This is a genomic window from Streptomyces sp. NBC_00490 (assembly GCF_036013645.1).
Taxonomy (GTDB): domain Bacteria; phylum Actinomycetota; class Actinomycetes; order Streptomycetales; family Streptomycetaceae; genus Streptomyces; species Streptomyces canus_F.
In genome coordinates this window covers 9,037,039-9,063,109 of the sequence record NZ_CP107869.1, presented here as the reverse complement: position 1 = coordinate 9,063,109, position 26,071 = coordinate 9,037,039, and the positions used below count along the sequence as shown (strand labels likewise).

Sequence of the window (26,071 nt, the reverse complement as noted above, 5' to 3'; positions counted from 1 at the left end):
ACGCATGGCACGATCCTATCGAAGGTTGGCAATCATGCCATTTTCCGTGCGGGCGGACGCGGGCACGCTGGTTCACCATGAGCACTGTGAAGACGATGCGAGCCATCAGCCAGGACGTCCTCGGCGGTCCCGAGGTTTTGAAGGAAGTCGAGCTGGAGCGGCCGGAGCCGCGCACCAACGAGGTACTGGTCCGGGTGCGGGCGGCCGGCGTCAACCCGACGGACTGGAAGCACCGCGCCACCGGCGGCTTCCTGGGCGAGCCGCCCTTCGTGCTCGGCTGGGACGTGTCGGGTGTGGTCGAGGCGGTCGGGATCGGCGTCGCCCGCTTCAAGCCCGGCGACGAGGTCTTCGGCATGCTGTCGTACCCCTACGGACACGGCTCGCACGCCGAGTACGTCACGGCACCGGCCCGGACGTTCGCGCACAAGCCGGCGTCGATCGGCCATGCCGAGGCGGGCGCGCTGCCGCTGGTCTCCCTGACCGCCTGGCAGGCGCTGGTGGAGTACGCCGACGTCCGGCCGGGACAGCGGGTGCTGATCCATGCCGCGGCGGGCGGGGTCGGACATGTGGCCGTGCAGATCGCCAAGGCGCGGGGCGCGTATGTGATCGGCACGGCGAGCGCGGGCAAGCACGAGTTCCTGCGCGGGCTCGGCGCGGACGAGACGATCGACTACCGGGAGACGGACTTCGCCGAGGCCGTCAAGGACGTCGACGTCGTGCTCGACACGATCGGCGGCGACACGTCCGTGCGCTCGCTGCGTGTCCTGCGTCCGGGTGGGCTCGTGGTCTCGATCCTGCCGGTCGGATCGCAGGAGTTCATCGAGGAGGCGGAGCGGCTGGGCGTGCGGTCGCTGCGCATGCTGGTCGACGCCTCCCATTCCGGGATGAAGGCGATCGCGGAGCTGGTGGAGGCGGGGAAGCTGCGCCCCGCGATCGCCGGCACCTTCCCGCTGGCCGAGGCCGCCGAGGCACACAGGCTCGGCGACACCGGCCGGACCACGGGGAAGCTGGTCCTGACGGTGGACTGACCGGGGTCAGAACGTCAGCACGGGCTTGATCGCCTTGCCCGCGCCCATGTCCCGCACCGCCTGGTCGATGTCCGCGAACGGATAGGTGCTGATCAGGCGGTCCAGCGGGAGCCGCCCCGACTTCACCAGGTCGACCAGGGCGGGGATGAAGGACTGCGTCTCGGCGTCGCCGAGGGTGAGGCCGACGATCCGTTTGCCGCCGAGCAGCCCGTTGACGTCGAGGGCGACCTCGCTGCCGAACGGCGGGGCGCCGACGACGACCAGGGTGCCGCGGGCTCCGAGCGCGTCGACGCCCTGCCGCAGCACGGTGACGTTGCCGGTGGTCTCCACGACGCCGTCCGCGCCCTGTCCCCCGGTGATCGCGGCGAGGGCCTCCACGAGGTCCGCCTCACCCGCGTTGATCGTGTGGGTGGCGCCCAGCTCCCTTGCCAGGGAGAGGCGTTCACCGACACGGTCGACGGCGACGATCGTGGTGGCGGGGGTGAGGGCGGCGGCCATGACGGCGGACAGGCCGACCGCCCCGGCGCCGAGGACCACGATCGTGCTGCCCGTGTCCGGCTTCAACACGTTCCACACGGCGCCGACACCGGTCTGTACGCCGCAGCCCAGCGGGGCGATCGACTCCAACGGCACGTCGGGGTCGACCTTGACGAGGCTGCGCTCGTCGACCAGCGCTCTCTCGGCGAAGGAGGACTGGCCGAAGAAGTGGCCGCCCAGCGCCTCGCCGTCCCGGCTGATGGTGCTGCTGCCGTCGGCCCGCCGGCCGCCGATGAGGTTCAGCGGCAGCCAGGTCGCGCAGTACGCCGGGTGGCCGCCGTTGCAGTTGCCGCACTCGCCGCAGGACGTGAACGACAGCACGACGTGGTCGCCGGGCTCGACGCCGGTGACGGCCGGGCCGACCGCCTCGACGACACCGGCGCCTTCGTGACCGAGGACGCCGGGCAGCGGGAAGGGCAGCCCGCCGCTCGCCACACCGAGGTCCGTGTGACACAGACCGGTGGCGACCATGCGGACGACGGCCTCGTGCGGCCCGGGGTCGTCCAGTTGGACGTCGGCGAGGGTGAACGGTGCTCCGCCGGACTCGACGACGGCGGCGCGGGTGGTGATGGGCATCGCGGTAACTCCCTTGGGTTTCAGGCGCGTTCAGTCGAGCGAGACGACGACGGACTTGGTCCTGGTGTAGGCGGCGAGGGCCTCGGGGCCGTACTCCCGCCCGAATCCGGAGTCCTTGACGCCGCCGAAGGGGACCGCGGGGTCGAGCATCGCCCAGTCGTTGACCCAGACGATGCCCGCCTGGAGCTTGTCGGCGATGCGGTGGGCGCGGGCGAGGTTGGACGTCTGGATGCCCGAAGCCAGGCCGTACGGCGTGGAGTTGGCGAGCCGGATCGCCTCCTCCTCGGAGTCGAAGGGCTGCACGGTGAGGACCGGTCCGAAGATCTCCTCCTGGATCACCCGGGAGTCGTTCGGCAGGTCGGCGATGACCGTGGGCTTGTAGTAGAAGCCGCCGTCCAGATCGAGGCGTTCGCCGCCGCAGACGATGCGGCCGCCTTCCTTGCGGGCCAGCTCGACGTACTCCTCGACCTTCTTGAGGTGCTTCTCCCCCGCCATCGGCCCGATGACGGTCTCCGGCAGCCGGGGGTCGCCGAGCGGGACGCCGGGCACGGCCTGTTCCAGGATGCCCAGCAGGGTGGCGTAGACCGAGCGGGCCACCAGCAGCCGCGGGCCGCCCATGCAGAACTGGCCGGAGTTGAAGACGAAGCCCTTGATGATCGCGCCGACGGCCTTCTCCAGCTCGGCGTCCTCGAAGACGACGTGGGCCGCGTTGCCGCCCAGCTCCATGGTGACCGGCTTGAGGGCCTCGCCGGCGACGCTCGCGGCGTGCCGGCCGACCGCGGTGGAGCCGGTGAAGGCGATCTTGTCGACGCCGCTGTGCCGCAGCAGCGCCTCGCCCGCGACCGGGCCCGCGCCGGTCACGACGTTGACCACGCCGTCGGGGACCCCCGCCCGCTGGAAGAGGCGGGCCATGTAGAGGGCGCTGAGCGGGGTCTCGTCGGCCGGCTTGTGCACGACCGTGTTGCCCGCCGCCAGCGCCGGGGCGATCTTCGAGCCGGCCAGGATCAGCGGGAAGTTGAAGGGGGTGATCGCGGCGACCACACCGAGCGGCTCGCGCCGGGTGTAGGCGAGGGCGTTCATGGGGGTGTCGCGATTGGCCCCGTGCAGGGTGTGGGCGAGGGCGGCGAAGTGCTCGTAGTCGTTGGCCGCGTTCGTCACGTCGACGGCCTGCGCCAGCGTGATCGGCTTGCCGACGTCGAGGCTCTCCAGGTGGGCTATCTCGTCGGCGTTCTCGCGGATCAGCTCCGCGACGCGGTGCAGGATGCGACCGCGCTCCCGGCCGCTCAGACCGGACCAGGAGCCGTCGTCGAAGGCCTCCCGTGCGGCGCGCACGGCCGCGTCCACGTCGGCGGCGCCCGCCTCGGCGACGGTGGTGACCACGGCGCCCCGGGACGGGTCGACCACCTCGGTGCGCGCTCCGTCCGCGGCCTCGCGCCACTGTCCCCCGATGAACAGCCGCCCGGGTTCGATCTCGAAGGTGGTCATCACCGCTCCTCAGCTCCATTGCCAAGATTTCAACAAACAGGTTTCCTGTTGGTTCGCAGTCTCATTACGGACAGGATTCCTGTCAATGCTCTAGGCTGAACTCATGCTCGAGACCCAGGCGGCCAAGGCGGCCCCGTCACTGCTCTACATGGTCAAACAAGTGGAACTCGTCGTCCGTTCCCACCTCGACGAGCTGGTCAAGCCGTCCGGGATCACGGCGTTGCAGTACACCGCCCTGACGGTCCTGGAGCGGCACGACGGGCTGTCGGCGGCACAGCTGGCCCGCGACTCGTTCGTCACCGCCCAGTCCATCGCCGATCTCGTACGGTCGCTGGAGAACCGCGGACTGGTGCGCCGGGAGCGCAATCCGCGCAACCGCAGGGAGCTCTTGATCCTGCTCACCGACGCCGGCCGCGAGCTCCTCGCCCGGCACGCGGAGCCCGTGCGGGAGCTGGAGGAGCGGATGGTCCGCGATCTCACCACGCACCAGACCGAGCAGTTCCGTCAGTCGCTGACCAGGGCCTGGCACGCCTTGTCGTAAGGCCCCGTCTCAATTCACAGACATATGTCAATCGAACATGCTCAAATTCACTCCATCGAGGGTAACTTGCAGTGCGGGGCAAGGATTTGCGCTCACTCGGGACCCGGGGACATGGCTGCGCTCGTACGCTCGCTGCACGACGTCACCCCGGCCCCCGGTGACCTGCGAACCCGCGGCTTGAGGAGCTGGTTGGAGGCGATGTCGTCGTGCAGCAGGACCCTGCACCGCTGAGCCGGCATCTGCGTATCCACCAGGACCGCGGACACACCGTGCTGGAGTTCCGCGGCGAGATCGACATCGCGGCGGCGCTGGAGATCGTCCCGTACCTGGACCGGGTGACCGGACGCGACGGCGCCCGGATCGTGATCGACCTCGGACAGGTCGAGTTCTTCGACTGCTCCGGACTGCGGCTGCTCTACCGCGCCCGTACCCGGGTCCTCGACCACGACGGCCGCTTACACCTGGTCTGCACCGATCCCCTGACCCTGCGCATCATGCGGGTCACCGGCCTGCACCGGCTGCTGCCCGCGCACCCGACGCTGGACGCGGCCCTGGGACAGTCCGAGGCCACGTCCGGCTCGCTGTGAACGCCTCTACTTGAGGATCTTGGTGACCTGACCGGCGCCCACGGTCCGCCCGCCCTCACGGATGGCGAACTTCAGCCCCTCCTCCATGGCGATGGGCTGGATCAGCTGCACGAGCATCGTCGTGTTGTCGCCCGGCATGACCATCTCGGTGCCCTTGGGCAGGGTCACCACACCGGTGACGTCCGTCGTGCGGAAGTAGAACTGCGGGCGGTAGTTGTCGAAGAACGGCGTGTGCCGGCCGCCCTCGTCCTTGGACAGGACGTACGCGCGTGCCTCGAACTCCTTGTGCGGGGTGACCGTGCCCGGCTGGATCACGACCTGTCCGCGCTCGACGTCCTCCCGTTTGACGCCGCGCAGCAGCAGGCCCACGTTCTCCCCCGCCCGGCCCTCGTCGAGGAGCTTGCGGAACATCTCGATGCCGGTGACGGTGGTCCTCGTCTTCTCCTCGTGGATGCCGATGATCTCGACCTCCTTGTTGACGTGCAGAACCCCGCGCTCGATCCGGCCGGTGACGACCGTGCCGCGTCCGGTGATCGTGAAGACGTCCTCGATCGGCATCAGGAACGGCTTGTCCACGTCGCGCTGCGGTTCGGGGACCGCCGAGTCGACCGCGTCCAGCAGATCCAGCACCGACCGGGCCCACCGCTCGTCGCCCTCCAGCGCCCTGAGCGCCGACACCTGGATCACGGGCACGTCGTCGCCGGGGAACTCGTACTCGGTGAGCAGCTCGCGCACCTCCAGCTCGACGAGCTCGAGGATCTCCTCGTCGTCCACCATGTCCGTCTTGTTGAGGGCCACGACGATGTACGGCACACCGACCTGCCGGGCGAGCAGGACGTGCTCCTTGGTCTGCGGCATCGGCCCGTCGGTGGCCGCCACGACCAGGATCGCGCCGTCCATCTGGGCCGCGCCGGTGATCATGTTCTTGATGTAGTCGGCGTGACCCGGGCAGTCGACGTGCGCGTAGTGCCGGTGCTCGGTCTGGTACTCGACGTGCGCGATCGAGATGGTGATGCCGCGCTGCCGCTCCTCGGGCGCCTTGTCGATCTGGTCGAAGGGCGTGAACGGGTTCAGGTCCGGATACCTGTCGTGCAGCACCTTCGTGATGGCCGCGGTGAGCGTGGTCTTGCCGTGGTCGATGTGCCCGATGGTGCCGATGTTCACATGCGGCTTGGTCCGCTCGAACTTCGCCTTCGCCACTGGGGCCTCCAGGTCACCTGAGTGATGCCGGGCGTCACCCGGCTACCCCTCCATGTCTATTCGCTCCGCGGCGCGTCGAACAGGGCACTGACGGACTCGCCGTTGTGAATGCGCCGCACGGCCTCGGCGAGCGCGGGGGCGATGGACAGGATCCGCAGCTTCTCCGTGCGCTCCTCCTCGGGCACCGGCACGGTGTTGGTGCAGACGATCTCCAGGATGTCGGGCTGCTCGCCGATCCGCTTGAGCGCGCCCGCCGCGAAGAGACCGTGCGTACAGGCGACCCGGATCGAGCGCGGCTTCAACTCCCGCAGCCGTTCCAGGAGTTCCAGGACGGTGCTGCCCTTGGCGATCTCGTCGTCCAGCACGATGACATCCCGGTCGGTGACCTCGCCGATGACGGAGTTGATGCTGACCCGGTCGTCCGCGAACCGCTGCTTGGCGCCGGCCGCCACCTGCGCGCCGATCAGCCGGGCGAACGCGGCCGCCTCCTTGACGTTGCCGAGGTCCGGGGAGACGACGGTGGTGCGGGAGAGGTCGTACTGCTGAAAGTGCGCGGCCAGCTCGCGCAGCGCGTGCAGATGGTCGACCGGGACCGAGAAGAACCCGTGCACCTGCGGCGAGTGCAGCGTCATGGCGAGGACACGGCTCGCACCGGCCGACACCAGCAGGTCCGCGACGAGCCGCCCGCCCAGCGAGATACGGGGCTCGTCCTTCTTGTCGGAGCGGGCGTAGGAGTAGTGCGGCATGACGACGGTGATCCGGCGGGCCGAGGCCCCGCGCGCCGCGTCGCACATCAGCAGCAGCTCGACGAGGTTCTCCTGGACCGGCTTGACCAGCGGCTGGATGAGGAAGACATCCCGCTCCCGGCAGTTGGCCTGGAGCTGCACCTCCAGACAGTCGTTGGCGAACCGGCTGACCCGCGTGGGGCTCAGCGGCACCCCCAGGTGTGCGCAGACCTCCGCCGCCAGCTCGGGGTGGGCACTACCGCTGAACACGGCGATGTCTCGCACGATCCACTCCTAGCATGATCATTTCGGGCTGCCGGAGCCATGCTACTGACCGGGAAATCCGGTTGCGGCGCCGCACCCGGCTCAGGCCATGATGACCACGTCCGCATTCCCTCACGTCAGGACCACCCGCATGCGCCGACTCCTCGGAATCCACCAGCCCTCCCACAGGCCCACGGTTCTCGAGGACGCGACCCCGTATGCACACCCTGAACATCGGAATTCTGGCCCACGTCGACGCCGGTAAGACCAGCCTCACCGAGCGGCTGCTGTTCGACCACGGCACGATCGACCGGCTCGGCAGCGTCGACGCCGGTGACACCCGGACGGACGACGGCGCCATCGAGCGGCGGCGCGGGATCACCATCCGCTCCGCGGTCGCCGCGTTCACCGTCGGCGACACCCGGATCAACCTCATCGACACCCCCGGGCACTCGGACTTCATCGCCGAGGTCGAGCGTGCCCTGGAGATCCTGGACGGGGCGGTCCTGGTGCTGTCCGCCGTGGAGGGCGTCCAGGCGCAGACCCGCGTCCTGATGCGCACCCTGCGCAGGCTGCGGCTGCCCACGCTCGTCTTCGTCAACAAGATCGACCGGCCGGGGGCCCGCGCCGAGGGCCTGCTCCAGGACATCCGCCGCAAGCTGACCCCGCACGTCGCGCCGATCGGCGCGGTCCGGGGGCTCGGCACGCCGGACGCCCGCGTGACGCCCCCGCGCTACGGCGACGAACTGGCCGAATCCCTCGCCGACATCGACCCGGACCTCCTCGCGGCCGTCGTGGACGGCCCCGCGCCGACACCGGACGACCTGCACAAGGCCCTCGCCGCCCACACCGCCGACGGCTCCTTCCACCCAATCCTCTTCGGCTCCGCCCTCGGCGGCCAGGGCGTGTCCGACCTGGTCGAGAGCGTGGTCCGGCTGATCCCGCCCGCACCGACGACCGGAAGCACCACCCCGCGCGGCACGGTGTTCGCCGTCCGGCCGGGACCGGGCGGCGAGCGCACGGCGTATCTCCGGCTCTACGACGGTGAGGTGACGGAGCGTCAACGGCTGACGTTCCGGCGGCGCGACGCCGACGGCCGGACCCGTGAGGTGTCCGGCCGTGTGACGCGCCTCGACGTGACCGGCGGCGGCAGCGGCCCGCTCACCGCCGGGAACATCGCGGCACTCACGGGTCTCGCGGGTGTCCGCGTCGGCGACCGGCTCGGCCAACTCACCGACCGCGCCCCGCAGTTCGCACCCCCGAGCCTGGAGACCGAGGTCAGCGCCCGGCGCCCCGAGCAGGCCGCCCGACTGCGCTCCGCGCTCCTCACCCTCGCCGACCAGGACCCGCTGATCCACGCCCGCCCGACGGACGCCGGCACCACCGCGCTCCTGCTGTACGGCGAGGTCCAGATGGAGGTCCTGGCCGCGACCCTCGCCCAGGACTTCGGTGTCGAGGCCGACTTCGCACCCGGGCGGGTCCGGTTCCTGGAGCGGCCGCGCGGGGTCGGCGAGGACGTCGAGGAGCGGCCGTGGCACGACGGCACCCGCTTCTGGGCGACGATCGGGCTGCGGGTGGAGCCGGGACCGCGGGGTTCCGGCGGGGTGTTCGCGTACGAGACGGAACTCGGCGCACTCCCCCGGGCGTTCCATTCGGCCATCGAGGAGACGGTCCACACGAGCATGCGGACCGGGCTCTTCGGGGCAGCCGTGACGGACTACCGGGTGACCCTCGTCCGCTCCGGCTTCGTCGCGCCGCTGAGCACGGCCGCGGACTTCCGCGGACTCACCCCGTACGTGCTGCGCCGGGCCCTGGAGCGGGCGCGGACCCGGCTGTACGAGCCGTACCACGCCTTCGAGACGGAGGTCCCGCTGGACGCGCTGGCCCCGGTCACCGCCCATCTCGCCTCGCTCGGCGCCGAGTTCACCGGCACGACGGGCGGGAGCACGGCGTGGGTGATCACGGGCGAGATCGCGGCCCGGCGGGTGCGCGAGGCCGAGCTGCGGCTGCCGGGGCTGACGCACGGGGAGGGGGTGTGGTGGTCGCGTCCCTCCGGTGACCGCGAACTGCGGTCCCAGTAGGGCGTGTTGTCACCATGAGGCCTCCCGGTCACCACGACACGGGCAGACGCAGCGGACTGCGTGTCATCTGCCCCACCCGCCATTCGATCGTCTCCGGTGTGAACTCGGCCCGTAGCCCCGGGAAGCGCACGGCCAACTGGTGCAGGGCGAGTTCGAGTTCGAGACGGGCGAGCCAGGCACCGAGGCAGTGGTGGGGGCCGGCACCGAAGGTGATGCTCGGCGCGGTCAGGGGTGCGGAGAGGTCGGGCAGGCCCGGCGGGAAGACGTCGGGGTCGCGGCTCGCGGTGTTGGTCTGGAGGGCGACCACAGCGCCCGCGGGGATCAGCACCCCGCCGACCTCGACGTCCTCGACCGCGCGCCGGATCAGACCCGGCAGCACCCTCCCCTCGCTGAGCGGGACGGTGCGCAGCAGCTGTTCGGCCGCCACCGCCGCAGACTCCTCGTCGCGGGCGAGCAGCGGCCATCCGTCCCGTCCGTCGGTGAGGAGGTAGACGACGGCGTTGCCGAGCGAGGTCATGGTGGTCTCGTGTCCGGCCACGACCAGCCCGCAGACCAGCGTGATCAGCCGCCGCTCCTCGATGCCCAGCTCGTCGCCGGCTGCCACGAGACCGCTCACCAGGTCGTCGCCCGGTTCCTTGCGCCGCTCGGCGATCAGCCCGGCGGCGAACATGCCGAACTCCGTCATCGCCTCGATCACTTCGCTTGCCTGGTGCGCTCCGCCGGACAGGGCGTGGTCGGCCCAGTGCCGGATCCGTTCGCGGTCCACGTGGTCCAGGCCCATCAGCCGGCAGATCACCGACACGGGCAGCGGCCGGGTGAATCCCTCGATGATGTCGGCCGGTTGCGGCTGTGCGGCGAAGTCGTCGAGGAGCGAGGTGACCACCGAGCCCACCCAGGGCCGCCAGCGGGCGATGGCCCGCGGGGTGAACGCCCGCTGCACGGTGCCGCGCAGCAGCTGGTGGGCGGGACCGTCCTGGTTGATCAGGCCGTCGGGGTCGTCCAGCAGGTTGGGGACGACGAGCAGGGGCGGGGCGTTCGGGGCGTGCAGGGAGCTCCGGTCGAACCGCGGGTCCATGAGCACCTGACGCACCTCGGCGTACCGGGTCACGAGCCACACCGGGGTGCCGGTCGCGAGGGTGCCGAGGCGGGGCGGCCCGTGCTCGGGGAGGCTGATGCGGTGCATGGGGCAGAGCGGCCGGGTCGTGCTGTCTGGACTCATCCGGGTCTCCAGAAGCGCCGGTTGGGAAGGCTTTCCACGCTAGTGCGCCGTCCGTGCCCCCGTCAGCGGTGGCAATCGGCCAACACTTCGGTCTGACAAGGGCTTTGGAGGGAATTCGAACAGTAGGAAGGAGGGCCGTCGCATGACGACTCCCATCAGGCGCATGTCCAAGCGCATGCCCGGCTGGGCGAAGTTGGTGAGCGCCGTCGTACTGGTGCTCATCGTGTTCTTCGCCGGTATCCGGCTGAGCGTGCTCCCGGGCCTCAAGGACCTGTTCGGCACCGAGACGCATGACCGTTCGGGCCCCGCACTGCTGGAGTCCATCCAGGACCTCAGCCGTTACGACGCCGCCTCCGGCAACTTCCAGGTGGTCGTGGACCTGGAGAAGGACGCCAAGTACCTGCCCGACGCGATCCGCGGCACCCGCACCCTGTACGTCGGGGCGGGCACCGTCGACGCGTATGTCGACCTCGGCAAGGTGGCCAAGGACGACGTGACGGTCAACGAGGACCGCACGACGGCCACGCTGCACCTGCCGCACGCGCAGCTGGGCAAGCCCGCCCTGGACACCGACCGCTCCTACGCGGTGTCCAAGCAGCGGGGTCTCCTGGACCGGCTGGGCGACCTGTTCTCGGACAACCCGAACGGCGAACAGGCCGTGCAGAAGCTGGCGACGAAGCACATCGGTGACGCGGCGAAGGACAGCGGGCTGACCAAACGCGCCGAGGCCAACACCACCGACATGCTCGAAGGCCTGCTGACCTCCCTCGGCTTCAAGGAGGTGCGCGTGTCGTTCGGGACCTGACCGCCTCCTTCACGACGTGATCAGGGGGTCAGGATCCCCGGCAGGGCCAGGGCGCCGAGCAGCCCGGCGCCGACCAGCAACCAGGCCACGTAGTCCCCGATGTGCCCGGACTGAAGGCGCCGCAGCGACAGCGCCCAGCCCGGTGCGGCGAGCAGCTCCGGGCGGGTGACCGCCACGGCGGCGAGGCCCACGGCCAGCGCCGTCGAGACGAGTCCGAGCAGCACCCCGACCGGCGTCCAGTGCACGGAGGTGACGACGACACCCCCGGACCCGGCTTCGTTCACGGCGTGGGCCACCACGTCGGCGAAGCCGGGTGCCACCCCGGCGGCGAGCGCCCCGGCGAGCAGTACCGCCGGGACCACCGTCATGGTGTCCGGCACCCGGCGCAGTCGCCCACCGGTCTCGGGCCGCTCCCCGGTACCGGTCGTCTCGTACGCGCCGTCCTCGTCCGGCTTCGGGCCGAGTCCGAGGAACACGTGCGCGGCGACCCGCAGCACCGCGCCGGCCGTCACCGCGCTCGTGACGACGTACAGCACGGTCAGCGGACCTCCCGCGGCCTCCTCGGTGACGGCCTTTCCGAGGGCCGTGCCGAAGGGCGGCAGCCCGGCGAGACCGAGCGCGCCGACGGTGAACAGCACGGCGACACCCCGCAGTCGGCGTGCCTTTCCGTGCAGCGCGTGCTCGTCGACGCTGCCGCAGCGGTCGAGGAGGATGCCGGCGCAGGCGAACAGGGCCGCCTTCACTCCGGCGTGGCCCAGCAGATACAGGGCGACCCCGTCGTCGGCCTCGGGCTTGAGGACGCCGACGCCGATGAGGAACAGTCCGGTGTGGGCGACGGTCGAGTAGGCGAGCAGCCGTTTGATGTGCCGTTGGTACCAGCACATGACCGCGCCGATCGCCGCCGTCAGCACGCCGAGCACGACGAGCAGCCGTGTCAGGTCGGCGGCCGGGACGCCGCCGGGTCCGGAGAAGACGGTGGTGTACACCCGCCAGACGCCGTACGTGCCGAGTTCGACCATGACACCCGACAGCAGCATGCACACCGGGGTCGGGGCGACGGCGTGCGCGTCCGGCAGCCAGAAGTGGAACGGTACGGCGGCGGCCTTCACCAGGAGCCCGGTCAGGACCAGCACGAAGGCGGCGAGGACGAGCGCGTCGGGCGGTCCGTGCGCGTCGAGCCCCCGGCCGATCTGTGTCATCGCCAGCTGGCCGGTGCGCGCGTACAGCAGGGCGATGCCCATGAGCATGGCGTACGCGCCGAGCGAGGTGACGACGGCGAAGGTCAGGGCGCCCTGCACCGCCCTGGCCTCCTCGACGCGGGTGCCGGTCAGGGCGTACGCGACGACGCTCATCAGCTCGAACCAGACGAACGCGTTGAACAGGTCGCCCGCGATCGCGAACCCGCACATGCCGCCCTGGAAGAGCAGCATCAGCCCGGGGAAGGACCCGGCGTGGCGGCGTGGCGGTTCGTCGAAGTAGTGCCAGGAGTAGACCAGGGCCGCGAGGGTCAGCAGCGAGGCGAGGGCGGCCATGCCGAGTCCCGGGCCGTCCCCGATCAGGACGATGCCGACGCTCTCGCCGTTCACGGGGACCCAGCCGCCGGCCCACTCGACCATGGGCGGCGAGGAGTTGAGGAGCAGCACGATCGCCAGTGCGGCGGTGCCGGCGGAGACGGCGCAGCCCGTGGACTCCGCGACCACCCGGGGCAGTCGGCGGCCCCCGGCGACCAGCAGGGCGGCTCCGAGCAGCGGGACGGCGACGAGGAGGGGCAGCAGGTCGTTCATCAGCCGCGCAGCTCCGAGAGTTCGTCCGGGTCGATCGTGCCGTGCCGTTTGGAGACCTGTACGACGAGCGCGAGGAGCAGGGCGGTGACGGTGGCGCCGACCACGACGTCGGTGAGGGCCAGCGCCTGGACGACGGGATCGACGACGGGACGGGAGCCGGGCCTCAGATCGGAGAAGACGGGTGCGGTGGCGTCGTCGCGGTAGCCGACGGCCAGCAGCAGGACGTAGGTGGCGGACTGGCACACGGACAGACAGCCGACGGCGTGGATCAGATTGCGGCTGGTGGCGAGGCCGTAGCAGCCCACCAGGAAGATCCATACCGCGACCAGGTACGGAAGGACGTTCATCATGTCCCCTCTCCCTCCCCCTCCTCGATCTCGACGGCCTGGTCCAGGAAGCGCGCCAGGAGCACCACGACCGCGCAGGCGACCTCGATGCCGATGGCCGCGTTGAGCAGCGGGACCAGGCCCGCGGAGGAGAGCGTGTTGAAGGTGCCGTACGGCAGCAGGGTGTTGGCGAGGAACGCGCCCGCGCCGATCAGGCCCGCGATGCCGGTGACGAGGTAGGCGGAGACGGCGAGGGCGTCGCCGACCTCGTACAGACCGACCGGGCGGATGCGTTCCAGGGCGTGGTAGTCGGCGCCGAGGTAGAGCAGGTGCAGGGAGGTCGCGGCGACGACCCCGCCCTGGAAGCCGCCGCCGGGGCTGAGCTGGCCGTGGGCGATGACGTAGAGGCCGGTGAGCAGGGCGACGGGCAGGACGGCCAGGGCGTACCGGCGCACGGGCAGGGCCACGGGCTCGGGTTCGGGGCGGCCGCGGTGTTCGTCGCGGGTCTGCCGCAGCAGGACGACACAGCCGAGGACGGCCGCGAACAGGATGCTCATCTCGCCGAGGGTGTCGAAGGCCCGCTGGTCGAAGTTGACGGAGGAGATGGTGTTGGCGGTGTGCCGGGCGAGGGAGACCTGTACGGCCCGGTCGCCGTAGGGGTGCCGGTCGCCGCCGAAGGCGGGCAGTTCGAGACAGGCGGCGCCGAGCAGCGCGGCGAGCCCCGCGGTGCCGACGGCCACGAGCCCGAGCCGGGTGCGCCGGTTCACTCCTGGCGTCCCTTCCGCCGCGCGCGCCGCCTGACCTTGTGGACGGCGAGCAGGAGCAGCAGCGGGGTCAGCGCGGAGCCCACCGCGAGTTGCGAGAGTCCGACGTCGGGTGCCTGGAGCACGGTGAACAGCACGGCCAGCACCACGCCGAGGACCGACAGGACGAGGGCCTGGCGTACGGGGTCGCGGACCGCGACGGCCGTGGTGGCGGTCGCGGCGACGAGCAGCAGGACGACGACGATGACGGCGTCAGCCACGGCGCACCCCGCCGAATCCGCCGGTCAGCGCGCGGGAGGCGACGATGTTGCCGCCGATCAGCAGCGCGCCGGTGGCCAGGAGCTTCGCCATGGCCCGGCTCGGCCCTTCGGCCACGCAGAGCGCCAGGACGACCGCGGCGCCGAACCCGGCCGCTGCCCAGGTGAGTCCCCAGGCGCGCGGCGGGTCGTCGGCCAGTTCGTCGGCGAGCAGCCGGGCGAAGACGAGGGTGCCGACCGGGCCGAGCAGGGCGAGGACCAGGGCGAGATCGACGTAGGACGGACGGTCGTAGCCCTGCGCGAGCAGCAGGAGGGCCGGGCAGGCCAGGGCGGTGGACAGGTTCTGGGCCACGACCCGGCGGCGCAGCGGTCCGGTGGCGACGCCCCACACGGTCGCCCCGACGCCCGCGCCGAGGGCGACGGTCGCGACGAGGGTCCAGCCGTTCACCGGAGGGTCACCACCCGCCGTGCGGCGGTCGCCGCGAGCGCCGCCACGGCCGCGGCGGCCGCGCCGACCGCGAACTCCAGGGTGTCGACCGTGCTGACGAGGACCAGCCACAGCACGGTGAGCGCGGTCCACCAGGCCAGGATCTCGGCCGCGGTGAGCAGTGTCGTACGCCGGTCCATGCGCCACCTCCTCGGGCCCCGCCGCCACCGAAATGACCCCTGGTGCGGCTTTCACGCCATCCAAACACCGTGGCGGGGGCGGGCGATGGCGGCGCGCGCGGGTCCGTGCCGGAGTGCCCCGCCCGCACGAAGGGAAACTGCGGGTGCTCCCGACCCGCCGGGGCGCGGCCGCATTGTCGGCTCGATCGCGGGTAATCGCCTTACGTCGCAGGGAAGTTGAAGACTGGAGGACCGCATGGCCCGTACAGCCTTACGTCCGCGTTCCGCGTTCCGCCTGCGCACCGGCAAGACCGGGACCGCCAAGACCGGGACCGCCGAGCCGAAGTCCGCCAAGTCCGGGACCGATCCGAAGAAGAGGGCTCCGAAGAAGAGGACCTCGAAGGAGAGGGCTCCCGAGGAGCGGACCGCTCCGGAGGAGAAGCGCAGCTTCCTCGCCCTCGTCCGCCGCTTCGTGGCGATGGTGGCCGCGTTCGCGTTCATGGTGGCGTTCGCCGTCGTGCTGGCCCGGCTGACTCTGGAGCCCTCGCCCGCGTCGGAGGCGCTCACCCACACCAATCTGCACCCGGGCCGTTCCCTGCGGGCCTACCTCGATCAGCCGGAACTGCGGGACGCCGGCAAGCAGATCGGCGGCAACCTGTTGCTGGGCATCCCCTTCGGCGTGCTGGTCCCGGTGGTCGCCCCGCAGACCCGTGGTGTGCTGCGCGTGCTCCTGCTGACGGCTGTCGTGATGCTGCTGGTGGAGTTCGCCCAGGGGGCGATGATCACCGGTCGGGCCTTCGACATCGACGACGTCATCCTCAACACCACCGGGGCACTGATCGGCTACGTCCTGCTGGGGCGGCGGCTGAGCCGGGCGGTGCACCGCTGACGTCAGCGGACGGACAACTGGACGATGGCCGCCGTACCCACCACCACGATCAGTCCGCGCAGGACCGCCGGGTGGAGACGGCGGCCTGCCGCCGCTCCGGCCTGCCCGCCCACGGCGGAGCCGACCGCGAGCAGGGCGACGGCGGTCCAGTCGAAGTCGGCGACCACGAGGAAGAAGAGCGCGGCGACGGTGTTGACGACGGCGACGAGGACGTTCTTGACGGCGTTGAGGCGCTGCAGGCCGTCGTCGAGGCGCAGTCCCATCAGGGAGACGTAGATGATCCCCTGGGCGGCGGAGAAGTAGCCGCCGTAGACGCTGGCCAGGGTCAGTCCGACGATCAGCGGCGGGCCGCCGTCGGCGGGCGGGGTGCGGCCTTCGCGGGTACGGCGCTCGCGCAGTCGTCGGCCGATCAGCGGCTGGAGGACGACCAGCACCAGCGCGAGGCCCACCAGGACCGGCACGATCCGCTCGAACGCCGAGGCCGGCAGGGCGAGCAGGAGCGTGGCGCCTGTCAGGCCGCCCACCAGGGCGCCGGCGCTCCACGTGAGGATGCGTCGGCGCTGGCCCGCCAGTTCGCGCCGGTATCCGATGGCCGCGCTGATCGAACCGGGGATCAGGCCGAGCGCGTTGGAGACCGCGGCCGTGACCGGTGGCAGGCCGACGGCGAGCAGCACCGGAAAGCTGATCAGCGTCCCGGACCCGACGGCCGCGTTGACGGCACCGGCACCGAGGCCCGCGGCGAGGACGGCGAACAGCTCTCCGGGATCTTCCATGAGGGGAGCTTAGAAACCGAACGCTTCGGCGAACACCGAAACGTCCCGCACACCCCTGACGGGCCCCGGTTCCTAGTGCCGGGTCCAGGTGAACTTGTCGCCGCCGACCCAACGGACCACGTCCGGGTCGTCGAGGTCGTGGACCGTGATGCCCCACGCGGCGGCGGCCTCCAGGACATCGGTGACGGCTTTCGCCTCGCCGACCACCTCTCCGTCGATCTCCACGATCCGGAACGGCGGGGTACCGGGCTGCACCCCGAGCACCAGGATGCGCGGATTCGAGATGTACGGGCTCGCGATTTCGGTCATGCAATAGAGCGTAGAACGCATTGCGCAAGAGGGACATGAGAGGACAAAGACACCCCCGCGTCCGCCGTGCGAGCCCCGCACGGCTGGGGAACCCTGGAGGAGGAGGTGGCGATGGACCCCGTCGAGGCACTGGACCGGATCGCCTTCCTGCTGGAGCGGTCCCTGGCGCCGACGTACCGCGTACGCGCGTTCCGTACGGCTGCCCGGGTGCTGACGGCACTGCCCGAGGGGGAGGTGCGCGAGCGGGCGGAGGCCGGGACGCTGGAGTCGCTCAAGGGGGTCGGGCCGAAGACGGCGAACGTGGTGCGTGAGGCGCTCTCCGGTGAGGTGCCGGGGTATCTGGAGAAGCTGGAGCGGGAGGCGCCCGCCGGGCCGGCCGTGCGGGGTGGGCAGCGGCTGCGGGCGAAGCTGCGGGGCGACTGCCATCTGCACTCCGACTGGTCGGACGGCGGCAGCCCCATCGAGGAGATGGGCCGGACGGCGGCCGAGCTCGGGCACGAGTGGGCGGTGCTGACCGACCACTCCCCGCGACTGACCGTGGCCCGCGGCCTGTCCCCCGAGCGGCTGCGCGAGCAGCTGGACGTGGTCGCGGAACTGAACGCCGGCTGGGCGCCCTTCCGGCTGCTCACCGGCATCGAGTGCGACATCCTCGACGACGGTTCCCTCGACCAGGAGGAGGAGCTGCTCCAGCGGCTCGACGTCGTGGTCGTCTCCGTGCACTCCAAGCTGCGCATGGACGCCCGCTCGATGACCCGGCGCATGGTGGCCGCCGTACGCAATCCGCACGCGGACGTCCTCGGTCACTGCACCGGACGGCTGGTCACCGGCAAGGGCCGGCCCGAGTCGGAGTTCGACGCCGAGGAGGTGTTCGCCGCGTGCGCCGAGTCGGGCACCGCCGTGGAGATCAACAGCCGGCCCGAGCGGCTGGACCCGCCCCGGCGGCTGCTGCGGCAGGCCGTGGCGGCGGGCGTGCTGTTCTCCGTCGACACCGACGCGCACGCGCCCGGCCAGCTCGACTGGCAGATCCTCGGCTGCGCCCGGGCCGAGGAGTGCGGGGTCCCCGACGAGCGGGTGATCACCGCCTGGTCCCTGGAGGAGCTGCTGGCCTGGACCCGGGAACGCCGGGTGCCCGCCGGAGTGACAGGCCCCTGACGTGGTACTCGTGCGCCGCGGTGTGCGGTGCGGTGCGAGGAGGACGGAATATGGAACGCGCGGCGGTGTTCGACGTCGACGGGACGCTGGTCGACACCAACCATCTCCATGTGGCGACCTGGTGGGAGGCGTTCCGCCAAGCGGGTCATCACGTGCCCATGCACGCCATCCACCGGGCGGTGGGCCTGGGGTCCGAGGACCTCGTCGCGCATCTGATCGGCGAGCACCGGGCGAAGCGGGAGGCGGAGGCGCTGAGCTCCGCGCACAAGGCCCTCTACGGCCAGTACTTCGACCGGCTGCCCGCGCTGCGCGACGCGGGGCGGCTGCTGCGGCGCCTGGACCACGAGGGCTGGGCGGTGGTGCTGGCGACCTCGGCGGGCGGTGCGGAGCTGTCCGCGCTGCGCCGCGCCATCGGCGCCGACGACGCCATCACCGCCACCGCGAGCGCCGACGACGTAAGCGAGGGCAAGCCCGCGCCGGAGCCCGTCGAACACGCCCTGGAACTGGCGGGTGTGCCGCCCGAGCGGGCGCTGTTCGTCGGCGACACCGTGTGGGACATGAAGGCGGGCAGCCGGGCCGGGGTGCGCTGCGTGGGCGTGCTGTGCGGCGGCATCCCGCGCGCCGACCTGGTGGAGGCGGGAGCGGAGGCGATCTACGACGACCCCGCCCAGCTGCTCGCGTCCCTCGCGGACAGTCCCTTCGCCCGGGTGCCGTCCGAGCGGTGACGCAGATCACGCCATAACGCGACAGGCCGGGGAACACCCAAGGGTGGTTGCCCGTTGAACCACACGTGGGTGCGGATGGGACAGTGTCCCCGGGCCTCACCTTTTGCCCACAGGGACGATCGTTCGGCTGAAGCCCTGTGGAGCCTTTCGCCGAGAGGCGACCGCCATCCGCGCCCACATCAGAGCCGCCCCGACCGTGATTCCCCCGTCCGGTCGGGGCTTTCTTCTGCCCGGACCCTTTCCCGGCTGGCTCCGCTTGACTTCGAGCGCACTCCAATTCGTAGCGTTCCCGGCATGAGCACTGCACAGCACAAGATCGGATCGGGCTTCGACGCCCGCAGCACCGCCGACGACGTTCTCGCCGGCCTCGACCTCACCGGGAAGCTCGCGGTCGTCACCGGCGGCTACTCGGGACTCGGCCTGGAGACCACGCGTGCGCTCACCAAGGCGGGCGCCCGGGTCGTCGTACCGGCCCGCCGTCCCGCGGTCGCCCGGGAGGCCGTGGCGGGCATCGACGGCGTCGAGGTGGACGAGCTGGACCTCGGCGACCTGGACAGCGTGCGCGCCTTCGCCGAGCGGTTCCTCGCCTCGGACCGCCGTATCGACTTCATGATCGACAACGCCGGGATCATGGCCTGTCCGGAGACGCGGGTCGGCCCCGGCTGGGAGGCGCAGTTCGCCACCAACCACCTCGGTCACTTCGCGCTGGTCAACCGGCTGTGGCCGGCGATCGCCCCCGGCGCCCGGGTCGTCTCCGTCTCGTCCCGCGCCCATCACTTCTCGGGCATGCGCTGGGACGACGTCCAGTGGACACGGGACTACGACAAGTGGCAGGCCTACGGACAGGCCAAGACGGCGAACGTCCTGTTCGCCGTCCACCTGGACCGGCTCGGCCGGGAATCCGGTGTCCGCGCCTTCTCGCTGCACCCCGGCGGCATCTTCACCCCGCTGCAACGGCACATCCCCAAGGCCGAGATGGTCGAGCGCGGCTGGATCGACGAGGACGGCAACTTCCTCAACCCCGAGGGCTTCAAGACCCCGGAGCAGGGCGCGGCCACCCAGGTGTGGGCGGCGACCTCACCTCAGCTCGACGGCCTCGGCGGCGTCTACCTGGAGGACTGCGACATCGCCGAGCCCGCTGTCGACGGCGACCAGAGCAGCGGGGTCAAGGCCTGGGCGACCGACCCGGAACAGGCCGCCCGACTGTGGGACCTCTCGGCGGAACTGACCGGCGTGAACGCGTTCCACGCCTGACCCGAGCGCTACCCGACCCGGCAGTAGACGCCCTGCTCGCGACGTCGGGCGCGGCCGGCGAGAGCCGCCAGACCGCCCACGATCCGGTGGGCGGTCCGCGCGTCGAAAACCTCGCCGTCCCGCGCCCGCAGGTCCACCCACGAGGCGGCGACGTCACGGAGCCGGGACTCCCCGGCCGCGGCGAGTGCGGCGCACAGCCGGGGCGAGAGCGCGAACACGAGGCACTCGTCCTCGTCCCGGTCGGCGACCGTACGGGGCTCCCCGGCCGCCACGAGGTCCGCGAACGTGCCGCCGACGAGGAGGCACTCCCACTCGACCACGGCCTCCTCGACGTCGAAGTTGCCGAGGGAAAGCGGCTCGAGGGCGGGCCCCGGCCGGGCCCGCAGCGTCATGGCGGCCGATGTGTCGTCCGGCGCCGCGAAGAAGTCGATGACGGTGCTCACCGTCAGTCGTCCGCCTCCCCCGCGGCCGTGGGGTCGGTGTCCTCGCCGACGGTGTACGTCTCCTTGACCTTCACGTCGGAGACCCCGCGGCCCTCCGGGAAGACGCGGCGCCAGTCGCCGATGACGTGCAGCTCGTCGGTGCCCATGGCGCGGACGACCATGAGGCCCTCCTCGTGGGCCTTGTAGGCCTTCATCCAGAGGTTGGCGAAGGCCTGGGAGCGGATGAGGTGCATCCAGTCGGGGCGGTAGAGCTCCCGGTTGTAGTTGGACTCGCCCATGGTGGAGACGAACTTGGAGTACATCGCCTTCACGTACTCCAGCGTCACCTCGTCGTCCTCGGCGATCGCCCGGTCCCTGGCGTCCTTCAGCGCGACGCGGAACTTCTCCAGGAGGCTCTCGGTCGCGCCGGAGGTGAACGACTCGTGGATCTCCGGCGGGTCGCACAGCCCGTACTTCGGGCCCGACAGGCGCAGCAGCAGGCGCAGGGTCGGTTCGGTGACCCAGAGCGGTCCGGGCTCGTCGCGGTTGCCGATCGGGTTGGGGAGGTGGGCGTCGTGGTCCCACTCGGAGGGGGTGATCAGATGGACGCCGGCCCGTCGGCGGTCGTGGTCGAAGCCGGTGGAGTGTTCCAACTGGCCGATCGGCAGATGGGTCTTGAGCGCCGACAGATAGGCGCCGTTGATGTCGAGGGCGGTCACCTCGTGGGCGCCGGAGGGGAGTTCGGTCCGCGCCCACTTGGGGCGGGCCTCCCAGATGCGGTCCGCGCCGCGGGCGGACTGCTTGCGCAGCACGTCCGGGATCCAGGGGTGCGCCACGACGTCGTACCGGCCGCCCTTGCGGGTCTCGTCCAGCAGCGCCATGGCGTCCGGGATGGCCCGCTTGACCAGGGCCGCGGTCGCCGCCTCCAGGTCGCCGTCGTGCTTCTCCAGGGCGGCGGCCACCGCGGCGCCGATCAGATCCGGTTCCTGCGAGGCGGTCTGCATACGGCGTCCGACGGGGACGACACGGACCGGATCGGCGGCGCGGTCGCGCCGCGCGGGGGCCGGTTTGCGGCTCTCGGCCGGGACCGGTTCCTCACGCCCGGACGGAGCGGCCGGCGACGTCACGGGTTCCGGCGCCGGCGTACCGCAGCCGGCGGGGTCCAGGTGCTGGGGGAAGCCCGCGACCTGGTGCCGGGCGGGCATACCGCACAGGACGCAGGGCCGGGGAGCCGGCAGGGCCTCGACCTCGTCCGGCTCACCCGTCTCGGCGGCCCCGTCACGGGACGCGTCGGCCTCGTCGGCGTCGGTCTCCGGCTCTACGACGTGCTCGGCGCCCGGCGTCCCGGCCGCCTCCCCCGTCTCCGCCGCCAGTTTGGCCTGGGCACCTTCCAGGAAGTAGGCATACTTCTCGCGCACGGCCCCGCCCGGGTCCCGCCCCGCTTCCCAGCCACCGACGGTGGAGGGGCTGACGCCGAGCGCCTGGGCCACCTGGGAACGGGAGAGGTTGAGGCTCTCCCGCAGCTCGCGCCGCACGTCGGCCGGTGGCAGCGGCACCTCCTGGCGGGCGGCCGCCAGGAGTGCGTCGATCGCCTCGAAGTCCGTCATCGGGTCACCGCCGTCGGTCCCGCGGTCCGGCGCCGCCGCACGGGCAGCGTCTCGCAGGCCCGGGTCGGCCCGGCGAGCAGATCGAGCACATCGATGCCGAAGTGCGCGGCGAGCGCGTCGCAGTCGGCCAGGCTCCAGGCGGCGCTGCCCGACTGACGGCGGCTCACCTGCGCCTGGCTCACCCCGAGCGCGACGGCGACCTCCGCCTGCGACTCACCCGTCGCGTGCATCAGCGCGGCGACCGAAGACCTCACACGTTCTCCCAAGGACAGTCCCACCCCACCGACCCTACCCGGCCTCATGCGTCAACCGTATGAACCATACCGAGGGCGCAAGACGGCGTTGCATCCTCTGCGTCCGGGTACTCGGTCCGCCCCGTCGCAGAGCAAGCCCGAGAGGAGCCGGACGTGAGCAGGATCGTTGTCACGGGCGCCACCGGAAACGTCGGCACGAGCGTGGTGCGTCTGCTGTCGGAGGATCCGGAGGTCGACTCCGTGCTGGGGCTGGCGCGCCGGATCCCCGACTGGTCGCTGCCGAAGACGGACTGGTCGGCGGTGGACCTGTCGTCGCAGCAGGCAGATCTGGAGAAGGAGTTCGCGGGCGCGGACGCGGTGGTGCACCTGGCCTGGGCGTTCCAGCCGACGCACGATCCGGCGACGACCTGGCGGACGAACGTGCTGGGCTCCATCCGGGTCTTCGAGGCGGTGGCCGCCGCCGGGGTGCCCGCGCTGGTGCACGCGTCGTCGGTCGGCGCGTACTCGCCGGGACCGAAGGACGAGGCGGTGGACGAGTCGTGGCCCACGCACGGCTGGCCGGATGCCGCGTACTGCCGGGAGAAGGCGTATCTGGAGCGGGCCCTGGACACCTTCGAGCGTGATCACGCCGAGGTGCGGGTGGTGCGGATGCGGCCGGCGTTCCTGTTCAAGCGGGAGTCGGCGAGCGAGCAGCGCCGGATCTTCGGCGGCCGCTTCCTGCCGGGCCCGCTGGCCCGTCCGGAGCTCCTGCCGTTCCTGCCCGACATCCCAGGGCTGCGGGTCCAGGCCCTGCACACGGACGACGCGGCCAAGGCGTACCGCCTCGCGGTCCACTGCGATCTGCGCGGCGCCTTCAACCTGGCGGCCGAGCCACCGGTCGACGCGGAACTGCTCGGCGAGATGCTCGGCGTCGACCGGCGGTTCCGGCTGCCCCGCACCGCGGCCCGCTCGGCACTCGCCGCCGCCTGGGGCCTCCATCTCCTCCCGGCCTCGCCGCATCTCTTCGACGCGGTCCTGCGCCTCCCGCTGATGGACTGCACCCGCGCCCGTACGGAACTGCGCTGGAACCCCGAGCACACGGCGAACGAGGTGCTGGAGGAGTTCTTCAAGGGCCTCCAGCAGGGCGCGGGAGCGAGCACGGAACCGCTGCGGGGGCGGAAGGTGGGCTGAGACAGACCGACGCCTGTGCCGTCCTGGGACGGCACAGGCGTATGTGCGGGCGGTCGAGGCGCGCGGCCGGGGTCAGCCGGTGGGCTCCTCCGGTACCGGTTGCTCGGAGTGGGTGCCCGCCTGGCGCGGTGCGCCCTGGCGGCCGGTGCCCGCCTCGTCGGTTTCGGGGACCTCGGCGTCGGGTTCCTGCCTGTCGGCCGCCTCGGGATCCGCGTCCCAGGGGTCCTCGCCCTCGCCCGCCTGCTGGTCCGGCATGTCCCGCGGTACGGGCTCGTCTCCGGGGCGCTTGCCGTCGTAGTCGGCCATGGCGTCCTCCCTTCGCGTGGTCCGGGCGACTCGCGGGTACCTCCGCCCCCACCGGCGAAACCTCAGTGCGGAGCCCGTTCCTCCAGCGCGGTGCGCCAGGCCGGGTGCGGTCCTTCGGGCGCGGGCTCGGGGCGGCGGCCGCCGCGGGCGAAGAAGTCGGCCAGCGGCAGGATCGCGGCGCCGACGGTGACCGCGTCGGGGCCGAGCCGGCCGAGGTCGATGGTGACCTTCTCGGCCGGGTGGCGCAGGGCGTAGGAGGAGGCGTGGCGGCGTACGGCGGGCAGGAAGCGGGTGCCCAGCTGGAGGCCGGCCCAGCCGCCGATGAGGATGCGCTCGGGCTGGAAGAGGTTGATGAGGTCGGAGAGGCCGGCGCCCAGGTACTCGGCGGTCTCCTCCAGCACGGCCAGTGCCACCGGGTCGGGCGCACCGCCCTCGGCCGGGTACGCGGCGGCCAGCATCGCGGTCAGCGCGGTCTCCTCGTCGGCGCCCTCGGGCGGCTGTCCGCCCTCCTCGCGCCAGCGGTCGAGCAGCGACTCGGCGCCCGCGTACGCCTCCAGGCAGCCCAGCGCACCGCACCGGCAGCGGCGTCCCCTGACCCGTACCGTCAGATGACCCCATTCGACCGCCCGCCCGTTGTCCACCTCGGGGGTGACGAGACACGCGCCGACGCCGGAGCCGAAGAGGACGACGACCGCGTTGTGCGCGCCGCGTCCGCCGCCGAACCACATCTCGGCCTGGCCCAGCGTCTTGGCGCCGTTGTCGATGAAGTACCGGACGGTGTCGGGCAGCCGGGAGGTGGAGCGGAGCAGTTCCTCCAGCGGGACGGCGTCCCAGCCGATCGTCTGCCCGTGGACGACGGCGCCCCGGTCCGGGGTGTGCTCGACGATGCCGGGGACGCCGATGCCGACGCCGAGAAGGTGGTCGGGGGCGATGCCGGCGGTGTCGAGCACCTCGGCGACGCCGTCGCGGATGTGGCCGACGATGACCTCGACGTCGTAGCCCTGGCGCGTCAACGGGCGTTCGGCGCGGGCGAGTTCGGTGAGGGTCAGGTCGAACAGCTCGATCCGCACCCGGGTCTCGCCGACGTCGACACCGATCATGTGGCCGCTGCCGGGTGCCACCCGCAGCAGGGTGCGGGGGCGGCCACCGTCGGAGTCGACGCTGCCGGCCTCCTCCAGCAGGCCATCGGCGACCAGATCGGCGACGACGTTGCTCACCGAGCCGGAGCTCAGACCCGTGGCCGGGCCGAGCTCGAAGCGGCTGAGAGGCCCGTCGAAGTAGAGCCTTTGCAGCACGGCCGTGCGGTTGGCCCGCCTCAGATCGCGTACCGTGCGCCCGTTCCGCCCTGCCATGTATGGCCCCCTTCGAACCCTGTCCGACCTGCAACATACCGCTGCGGGAGCACTTTCCACGACCCCTTAATTCACGATGTGAACTATGAGAGCTCCGCGATCTCGGTCAACGCGGCGAGCAGTTCCGGTGCAACCGCTTCCTGTCGCCACCGCCGATCGCCCTCGCCCATCTCCCTCGGGACCGTCTCGGCGAGCATGATCAGGTGGAGATAGGCGCGGTAGAGGGCGTACCGGAGGCGGGCCGCCACGTCGAACTCGACGCGGCCGCCCTCCTCCCGGTAGCCGGCCAGAAAGGCCTCGTCGGTCCTGATGTCGCCCAGCAGCGCGAGGGAGACGAAGTCGGCGAGGGGGTCGCCCCAGAACATGCGCTCGCCGTCGATGAGCCCGCCGATCCGGGCACCCTCCGCCGTGCGCTCCACCAGGATGTTGCCGGTCCACAGGTCGAAGTGGACGAGGCCCGGGACGGTCACCTCGTCGAGCGCGCCGTACGCGGGACGGAGCGCGTCCGCCACCTCGTCGGCGGGGCGGGGCAGTTCGGCACCGTAGCGGCGGGCGTCGTCGAGGACCGCGTCGAGCATCCCCGTGAACGCGCTCCGCCAGTCGGGGGCGAGCGGGCCGAGGGCGCCCGACGGGTAGCCGAAGGCGGGGCCGGTCACACGGTGGAGGCGGGCCACCTGACGGCCCAACTCCGTACGCAGGAGCGCCTGTTCGGCGCCGGTGAGCCGGCCGTCCCAGGGATCGCCGGGGACGGCCGTCATCAGCAGATCCTCCTGTCCGAGGATCACGACCCGGGGTGCCGGCACGTCCACCTCGGCGGCCCCGCGGTAGAACTCGGCCTCCGCCACGAGGAGTCGGCGTTCGTGACTCAGTCCGGGGACGGTCTCGGCGGGCGGCACCTTCAGCACATACCGGCTGCCGTCGGCGAGGACGAGCTCCTCGACCGTGTTGTAGGTGCCGCCGGTCAGCGGGCGCAGGTCGACGAGGTGTCCGGGCGGCAGGCCCGCCTCCTCCAGGATGCGCCGCGCCCGTGCCCAGGAGTCCACCACCGTGCGCCCGCCTCTCCCCTTCGCCAC

General features: G+C 71.8%; 29 protein-coding genes. 10 read left to right on the top strand and 19 right to left on the bottom strand.

Annotated elements, in window-relative coordinates; all coding sequences use genetic code 11:
• The first annotated feature begins 77 nt into the window (after positions 1–77).
• A complete protein-coding gene (locus tag OG381_RS41365; RefSeq protein ID WP_327721103.1) occupies positions 78–1,028 on the top strand; it encodes an NADP-dependent oxidoreductase in 951 nt (316 codons plus the stop codon).
• Between the two features lie 6 nt (positions 1,029–1,034).
• Here OG381_RS41365 and OG381_RS41360 read toward each other — a convergent pair whose 3' ends face one another.
• The gene (locus OG381_RS41360; RefSeq protein ID WP_327721102.1) at positions 1,035–2,141 is read right to left on the bottom strand and encodes an NAD(P)-dependent alcohol dehydrogenase; all 1,107 of its coding nucleotides are present in this window, start codon (positions 2,139–2,141) and stop codon (positions 1,035–1,037) included.
• 30 nt (positions 2,142–2,171) lie between these two features.
• Positions 2,172–3,626 (bottom strand): aldehyde dehydrogenase family protein, encoded by a 1,455-nt coding sequence (locus OG381_RS41355; RefSeq protein WP_327721101.1) that lies wholly within the window; start codon positions 3,624–3,626, stop codon positions 2,172–2,174.
• A gap of 103 nt (positions 3,627–3,729) precedes the next feature.
• Between OG381_RS41355 and OG381_RS41350 the strand changes: the two genes are divergently transcribed.
• The gene (locus OG381_RS41350) at positions 3,730–4,167 is read left to right on the top strand and encodes a MarR family winged helix-turn-helix transcriptional regulator (protein ID WP_327721100.1); all 438 of its coding nucleotides are present in this window, start codon (positions 3,730–3,732) and stop codon (positions 4,165–4,167) included.
• Between the two features lie 206 nt (positions 4,168–4,373).
• Positions 4,374–4,754 (top strand): anti-sigma factor antagonist, encoded by a 381-nt coding sequence (locus OG381_RS41345; protein ID WP_327721099.1) that lies wholly within the window; start codon positions 4,374–4,376, stop codon positions 4,752–4,754.
• Between the two features lie 6 nt (positions 4,755–4,760).
• Here OG381_RS41345 and tuf read toward each other — a convergent pair whose 3' ends face one another.
• Positions 4,761–5,954, bottom strand: coding sequence for an elongation factor Tu (tuf, locus tag OG381_RS41340; protein WP_327721098.1), 1,194 nt, complete (start codon positions 5,952–5,954; stop codon positions 4,761–4,763).
• 56 nt (positions 5,955–6,010) lie between these two features.
• Positions 6,011–6,964 (bottom strand): ribose-phosphate diphosphokinase, encoded by a 954-nt coding sequence (locus OG381_RS41335; protein ID WP_307022903.1) that lies wholly within the window; start codon positions 6,962–6,964, stop codon positions 6,011–6,013.
• A gap of 197 nt (positions 6,965–7,161) precedes the next feature.
• Here OG381_RS41335 and otr(A) point away from each other — a divergent pair, with 197 nt between their 5' ends.
• Positions 7,162–9,024, top strand: a complete 1,863-nt coding sequence (otr(A), locus tag OG381_RS41330; protein ID WP_327721097.1) for a tetracycline resistance ribosomal protection protein Otr(A) — start codon at positions 7,162–7,164, stop codon at positions 9,022–9,024.
• 28 nt (positions 9,025–9,052) lie between these two features.
• On the opposite strand, the gene OG381_RS41325 is transcribed toward otr(A), so the two are convergent.
• On the bottom strand, positions 9,053–10,243 hold the full coding sequence (locus OG381_RS41325; protein ID WP_327721096.1) for a cytochrome P450: 1,191 nt from the start codon (positions 10,241–10,243) through the stop codon (positions 9,053–9,055).
• Positions 10,244–10,385: 142 nt separating this feature from the next.
• Here OG381_RS41325 and OG381_RS41320 point away from each other — a divergent pair, with 142 nt between their 5' ends.
• Entirely contained in the window at positions 10,386–11,048 is a 663-nt protein-coding gene (locus OG381_RS41320; RefSeq protein WP_307022909.1) for a DUF4230 domain-containing protein, read from the top strand.
• A gap of 20 nt (positions 11,049–11,068) precedes the next feature.
• Here OG381_RS41320 and OG381_RS41315 read toward each other — a convergent pair whose 3' ends face one another.
• From OG381_RS41315 to OG381_RS41290, 6 genes are read right to left on the bottom strand one after another with little or no spacing between them, the layout of a single operon-like run.
• Positions 11,069–12,832, bottom strand: coding sequence for a complex I subunit 5 family protein (locus tag OG381_RS41315; RefSeq protein WP_327721095.1), 1,764 nt, complete (start codon positions 12,830–12,832; stop codon positions 11,069–11,071).
• Positions 12,832–13,182 (bottom strand): sodium:proton antiporter, encoded by a 351-nt coding sequence (locus OG381_RS41310; protein ID WP_327721094.1) that lies wholly within the window; start codon positions 13,180–13,182, stop codon positions 12,832–12,834. The genes OG381_RS41315 and OG381_RS41310 overlap by 1 nt, the downstream gene beginning before the upstream one ends.
• Positions 13,179–13,925 carry an MnhB domain-containing protein gene (locus OG381_RS41305; RefSeq protein WP_327721093.1) on the bottom strand — a complete coding sequence of 249 codons (747 nt, stop codon included), beginning with the start codon at positions 13,923–13,925 and terminating at the stop codon, positions 13,179–13,181. The genes OG381_RS41310 and OG381_RS41305 overlap by 4 nt, the downstream gene beginning before the upstream one ends.
• A complete protein-coding gene (locus OG381_RS41300; protein WP_327721092.1) occupies positions 13,922–14,182 on the bottom strand; it encodes a hydrogenase subunit MbhD domain-containing protein in 261 nt (86 codons plus the stop codon). Before OG381_RS41300 ends, OG381_RS41305 begins: the two co-directional genes overlap by 4 nt.
• Positions 14,175–14,627 carry a monovalent cation/H+ antiporter complex subunit F gene (locus OG381_RS41295; RefSeq protein ID WP_327721091.1) on the bottom strand — a complete coding sequence of 151 codons (453 nt, stop codon included), beginning with the start codon at positions 14,625–14,627 and terminating at the stop codon, positions 14,175–14,177. The genes OG381_RS41300 and OG381_RS41295 overlap by 8 nt, the downstream gene beginning before the upstream one ends.
• Positions 14,624–14,806: a hypothetical protein gene (locus OG381_RS41290; RefSeq protein ID WP_327721090.1), complete on the bottom strand. Its 183-nt coding sequence runs from the start codon at positions 14,804–14,806 to the stop codon at positions 14,624–14,626. Before OG381_RS41290 ends, OG381_RS41295 begins: the two co-directional genes overlap by 4 nt.
• 235 nt (positions 14,807–15,041) lie before the next feature.
• Between OG381_RS41290 and OG381_RS41285 the strand changes: the two genes are divergently transcribed.
• Positions 15,042–15,674 (top strand): VanZ family protein, encoded by a 633-nt coding sequence (locus OG381_RS41285; protein ID WP_327721089.1) that lies wholly within the window; start codon positions 15,042–15,044, stop codon positions 15,672–15,674.
• A gap of 2 nt (positions 15,675–15,676) precedes the next feature.
• Here OG381_RS41285 and OG381_RS41280 read toward each other — a convergent pair whose 3' ends face one another.
• Positions 15,677–16,447, bottom strand: coding sequence for a sulfite exporter TauE/SafE family protein (locus tag OG381_RS41280; protein WP_327721088.1), 771 nt, complete (start codon positions 16,445–16,447; stop codon positions 15,677–15,679).
• Positions 16,448–16,519: 72 nt separating this feature from the next.
• A complete protein-coding gene (locus tag OG381_RS41275; protein ID WP_046256887.1) occupies positions 16,520–16,756 on the bottom strand; it encodes a hypothetical protein in 237 nt (78 codons plus the stop codon).
• 111 nt (positions 16,757–16,867) lie between these two features.
• On the opposite strand from OG381_RS41275, the gene OG381_RS41270 reads away from it, so the two are divergent.
• The 3 genes from OG381_RS41270 (at position 16,868) to OG381_RS41260 (ending at position 19,887) form a co-directional block, all read left to right on the top strand.
• Positions 16,868–17,908: a PHP domain-containing protein gene (locus OG381_RS41270; protein WP_327721087.1), complete on the top strand. Its 1,041-nt coding sequence runs from the start codon at positions 16,868–16,870 to the stop codon at positions 17,906–17,908.
• 50 nt (positions 17,909–17,958) lie between these two features.
• Positions 17,959–18,633: an HAD family hydrolase gene (locus OG381_RS41265; protein ID WP_327721086.1), complete on the top strand. Its 675-nt coding sequence runs from the start codon at positions 17,959–17,961 to the stop codon at positions 18,631–18,633.
• A gap of 294 nt (positions 18,634–18,927) precedes the next feature.
• The gene (locus tag OG381_RS41260) at positions 18,928–19,887 is read left to right on the top strand and encodes an SDR family NAD(P)-dependent oxidoreductase (protein ID WP_327721085.1); all 960 of its coding nucleotides are present in this window, start codon (positions 18,928–18,930) and stop codon (positions 19,885–19,887) included.
• A gap of 8 nt (positions 19,888–19,895) precedes the next feature.
• Here OG381_RS41260 and OG381_RS41255 read toward each other — a convergent pair whose 3' ends face one another.
• Genes OG381_RS41255 through OG381_RS41245 form a run of 3 tightly spaced genes read right to left on the bottom strand, consistent with a single transcriptional unit; the run spans position 19,896 to position 22,218 of the window.
• The gene (locus OG381_RS41255; RefSeq protein WP_327721084.1) at positions 19,896–20,330 is read right to left on the bottom strand and encodes a hypothetical protein; all 435 of its coding nucleotides are present in this window, start codon (positions 20,328–20,330) and stop codon (positions 19,896–19,898) included.
• A 2-nt stretch (positions 20,331–20,332) separates the two neighbouring features.
• Positions 20,333–21,916, bottom strand: coding sequence for a helix-turn-helix domain-containing protein (locus OG381_RS41250; protein WP_327721083.1), 1,584 nt, complete (start codon positions 21,914–21,916; stop codon positions 20,333–20,335).
• Positions 21,913–22,218, bottom strand: coding sequence for a helix-turn-helix domain-containing protein (locus OG381_RS41245; protein ID WP_373463676.1), 306 nt, complete (start codon positions 22,216–22,218; stop codon positions 21,913–21,915). Before OG381_RS41245 ends, OG381_RS41250 begins: the two co-directional genes overlap by 4 nt.
• A gap of 105 nt (positions 22,219–22,323) precedes the next feature.
• On the opposite strand from OG381_RS41245, the gene OG381_RS41240 reads away from it, so the two are divergent.
• Positions 22,324–23,340, top strand: coding sequence for an SDR family oxidoreductase (locus OG381_RS41240; RefSeq protein WP_327721082.1), 1,017 nt, complete (start codon positions 22,324–22,326; stop codon positions 23,338–23,340).
• A gap of 72 nt (positions 23,341–23,412) precedes the next feature.
• On the opposite strand, the gene OG381_RS41235 is transcribed toward OG381_RS41240, so the two are convergent.
• The 3 genes from OG381_RS41235 to OG381_RS41225 form a co-directional block, all read right to left on the bottom strand.
• Positions 23,413–23,646 carry a hypothetical protein gene (locus OG381_RS41235; protein ID WP_327721081.1) on the bottom strand — a complete coding sequence of 78 codons (234 nt, stop codon included), beginning with the start codon at positions 23,644–23,646 and terminating at the stop codon, positions 23,413–23,415.
• Between the two features lie 62 nt (positions 23,647–23,708).
• Complete coding sequence (locus tag OG381_RS41230; RefSeq protein ID WP_327721080.1) at positions 23,709–24,998, bottom strand: ROK family transcriptional regulator; 1,290 nt, start codon at positions 24,996–24,998, stop codon at positions 23,709–23,711.
• An 83-nt stretch (positions 24,999–25,081) separates the two neighbouring features.
• On the bottom strand, positions 25,082–26,044 hold the full coding sequence (locus OG381_RS41225; RefSeq protein ID WP_327721079.1) for a phosphotransferase family protein: 963 nt from the start codon (positions 26,042–26,044) through the stop codon (positions 25,082–25,084).
• Between the last annotated feature and the right edge of the window lie 27 nt (positions 26,045–26,071).

What these genes read in the sequence shown, in the direction of transcription:
- OG381_RS41290 (WP_327721090.1), bottom strand. Translation starts at nt 14,806, where the DNA reads ATGGACCGGCGTACGACACTGCTCACCGCGGCCGAGATCCTGGCCTGG.
- OG381_RS41260 (WP_327721085.1), top strand. Translation starts at nt 18,928, where the DNA reads ATGAGCACTGCACAGCACAAGATCGGATCGGGCTTCGACGCCCGCAGC.
- OG381_RS41280 (WP_327721088.1), bottom strand. Translation starts at nt 16,447, where the DNA reads ATGGAAGATCCCGGAGAGCTGTTCGCCGTCCTCGCCGCGGGCCTCGGT.
- OG381_RS41270 (WP_327721087.1), top strand. Translation starts at nt 16,868, where the DNA reads ATGGACCCCGTCGAGGCACTGGACCGGATCGCCTTCCTGCTGGAGCGG.
- OG381_RS41230 (WP_327721080.1), bottom strand. Translation starts at nt 24,998, where the DNA reads ATGGCAGGGCGGAACGGGCGCACGGTACGCGATCTGAGGCGGGCCAAC.
- OG381_RS41365 (WP_327721103.1), top strand. Translation starts at nt 78, where the DNA reads ATGAGCACTGTGAAGACGATGCGAGCCATCAGCCAGGACGTCCTCGGC.
- OG381_RS41355 (WP_327721101.1), bottom strand. Translation starts at nt 3,626, where the DNA reads ATGACCACCTTCGAGATCGAACCCGGGCGGCTGTTCATCGGGGGACAG.
- OG381_RS41235 (WP_327721081.1), bottom strand. Translation starts at nt 23,646, where the DNA reads ATGGCCGACTACGACGGCAAGCGCCCCGGAGACGAGCCCGTACCGCGG.
- OG381_RS41360 (WP_327721102.1), bottom strand. Translation starts at nt 2,141, where the DNA reads ATGCCCATCACCACCCGCGCCGCCGTCGTCGAGTCCGGCGGAGCACCG.
- OG381_RS41325 (WP_327721096.1), bottom strand. Translation starts at nt 10,243, where the DNA reads ATGAGTCCAGACAGCACGACCCGGCCGCTCTGCCCCATGCACCGCATC.
- OG381_RS41250 (WP_327721083.1), bottom strand. Translation starts at nt 21,916, where the DNA reads ATGACGGACTTCGAGGCGATCGACGCACTCCTGGCGGCCGCCCGCCAG.
- OG381_RS41245 (WP_373463676.1), bottom strand. Translation starts at nt 22,218, where the DNA reads ATGAGGCCGGGTAGGGTCGGTGGGGTGGGACTGTCCTTGGGAGAACGT.
- OG381_RS41315 (WP_327721095.1), bottom strand. Translation starts at nt 12,832, where the DNA reads ATGAACGACCTGCTGCCCCTCCTCGTCGCCGTCCCGCTGCTCGGAGCC.
- OG381_RS41265 (WP_327721086.1), top strand. Translation starts at nt 17,959, where the DNA reads ATGGAACGCGCGGCGGTGTTCGACGTCGACGGGACGCTGGTCGACACC.
- OG381_RS41320 (WP_307022909.1), top strand. Translation starts at nt 10,386, where the DNA reads ATGACGACTCCCATCAGGCGCATGTCCAAGCGCATGCCCGGCTGGGCG.
- OG381_RS41275 (WP_046256887.1), bottom strand. Translation starts at nt 16,756, where the DNA reads ATGACCGAAATCGCGAGCCCGTACATCTCGAATCCGCGCATCCTGGTG.
- OG381_RS41350 (WP_327721100.1), top strand. Translation starts at nt 3,730, where the DNA reads ATGCTCGAGACCCAGGCGGCCAAGGCGGCCCCGTCACTGCTCTACATG.
- OG381_RS41310 (WP_327721094.1), bottom strand. Translation starts at nt 13,182, where the DNA reads ATGATGAACGTCCTTCCGTACCTGGTCGCGGTATGGATCTTCCTGGTG.
- OG381_RS41285 (WP_327721089.1), top strand. Translation starts at nt 15,042, where the DNA reads ATGGCCCGTACAGCCTTACGTCCGCGTTCCGCGTTCCGCCTGCGCACC.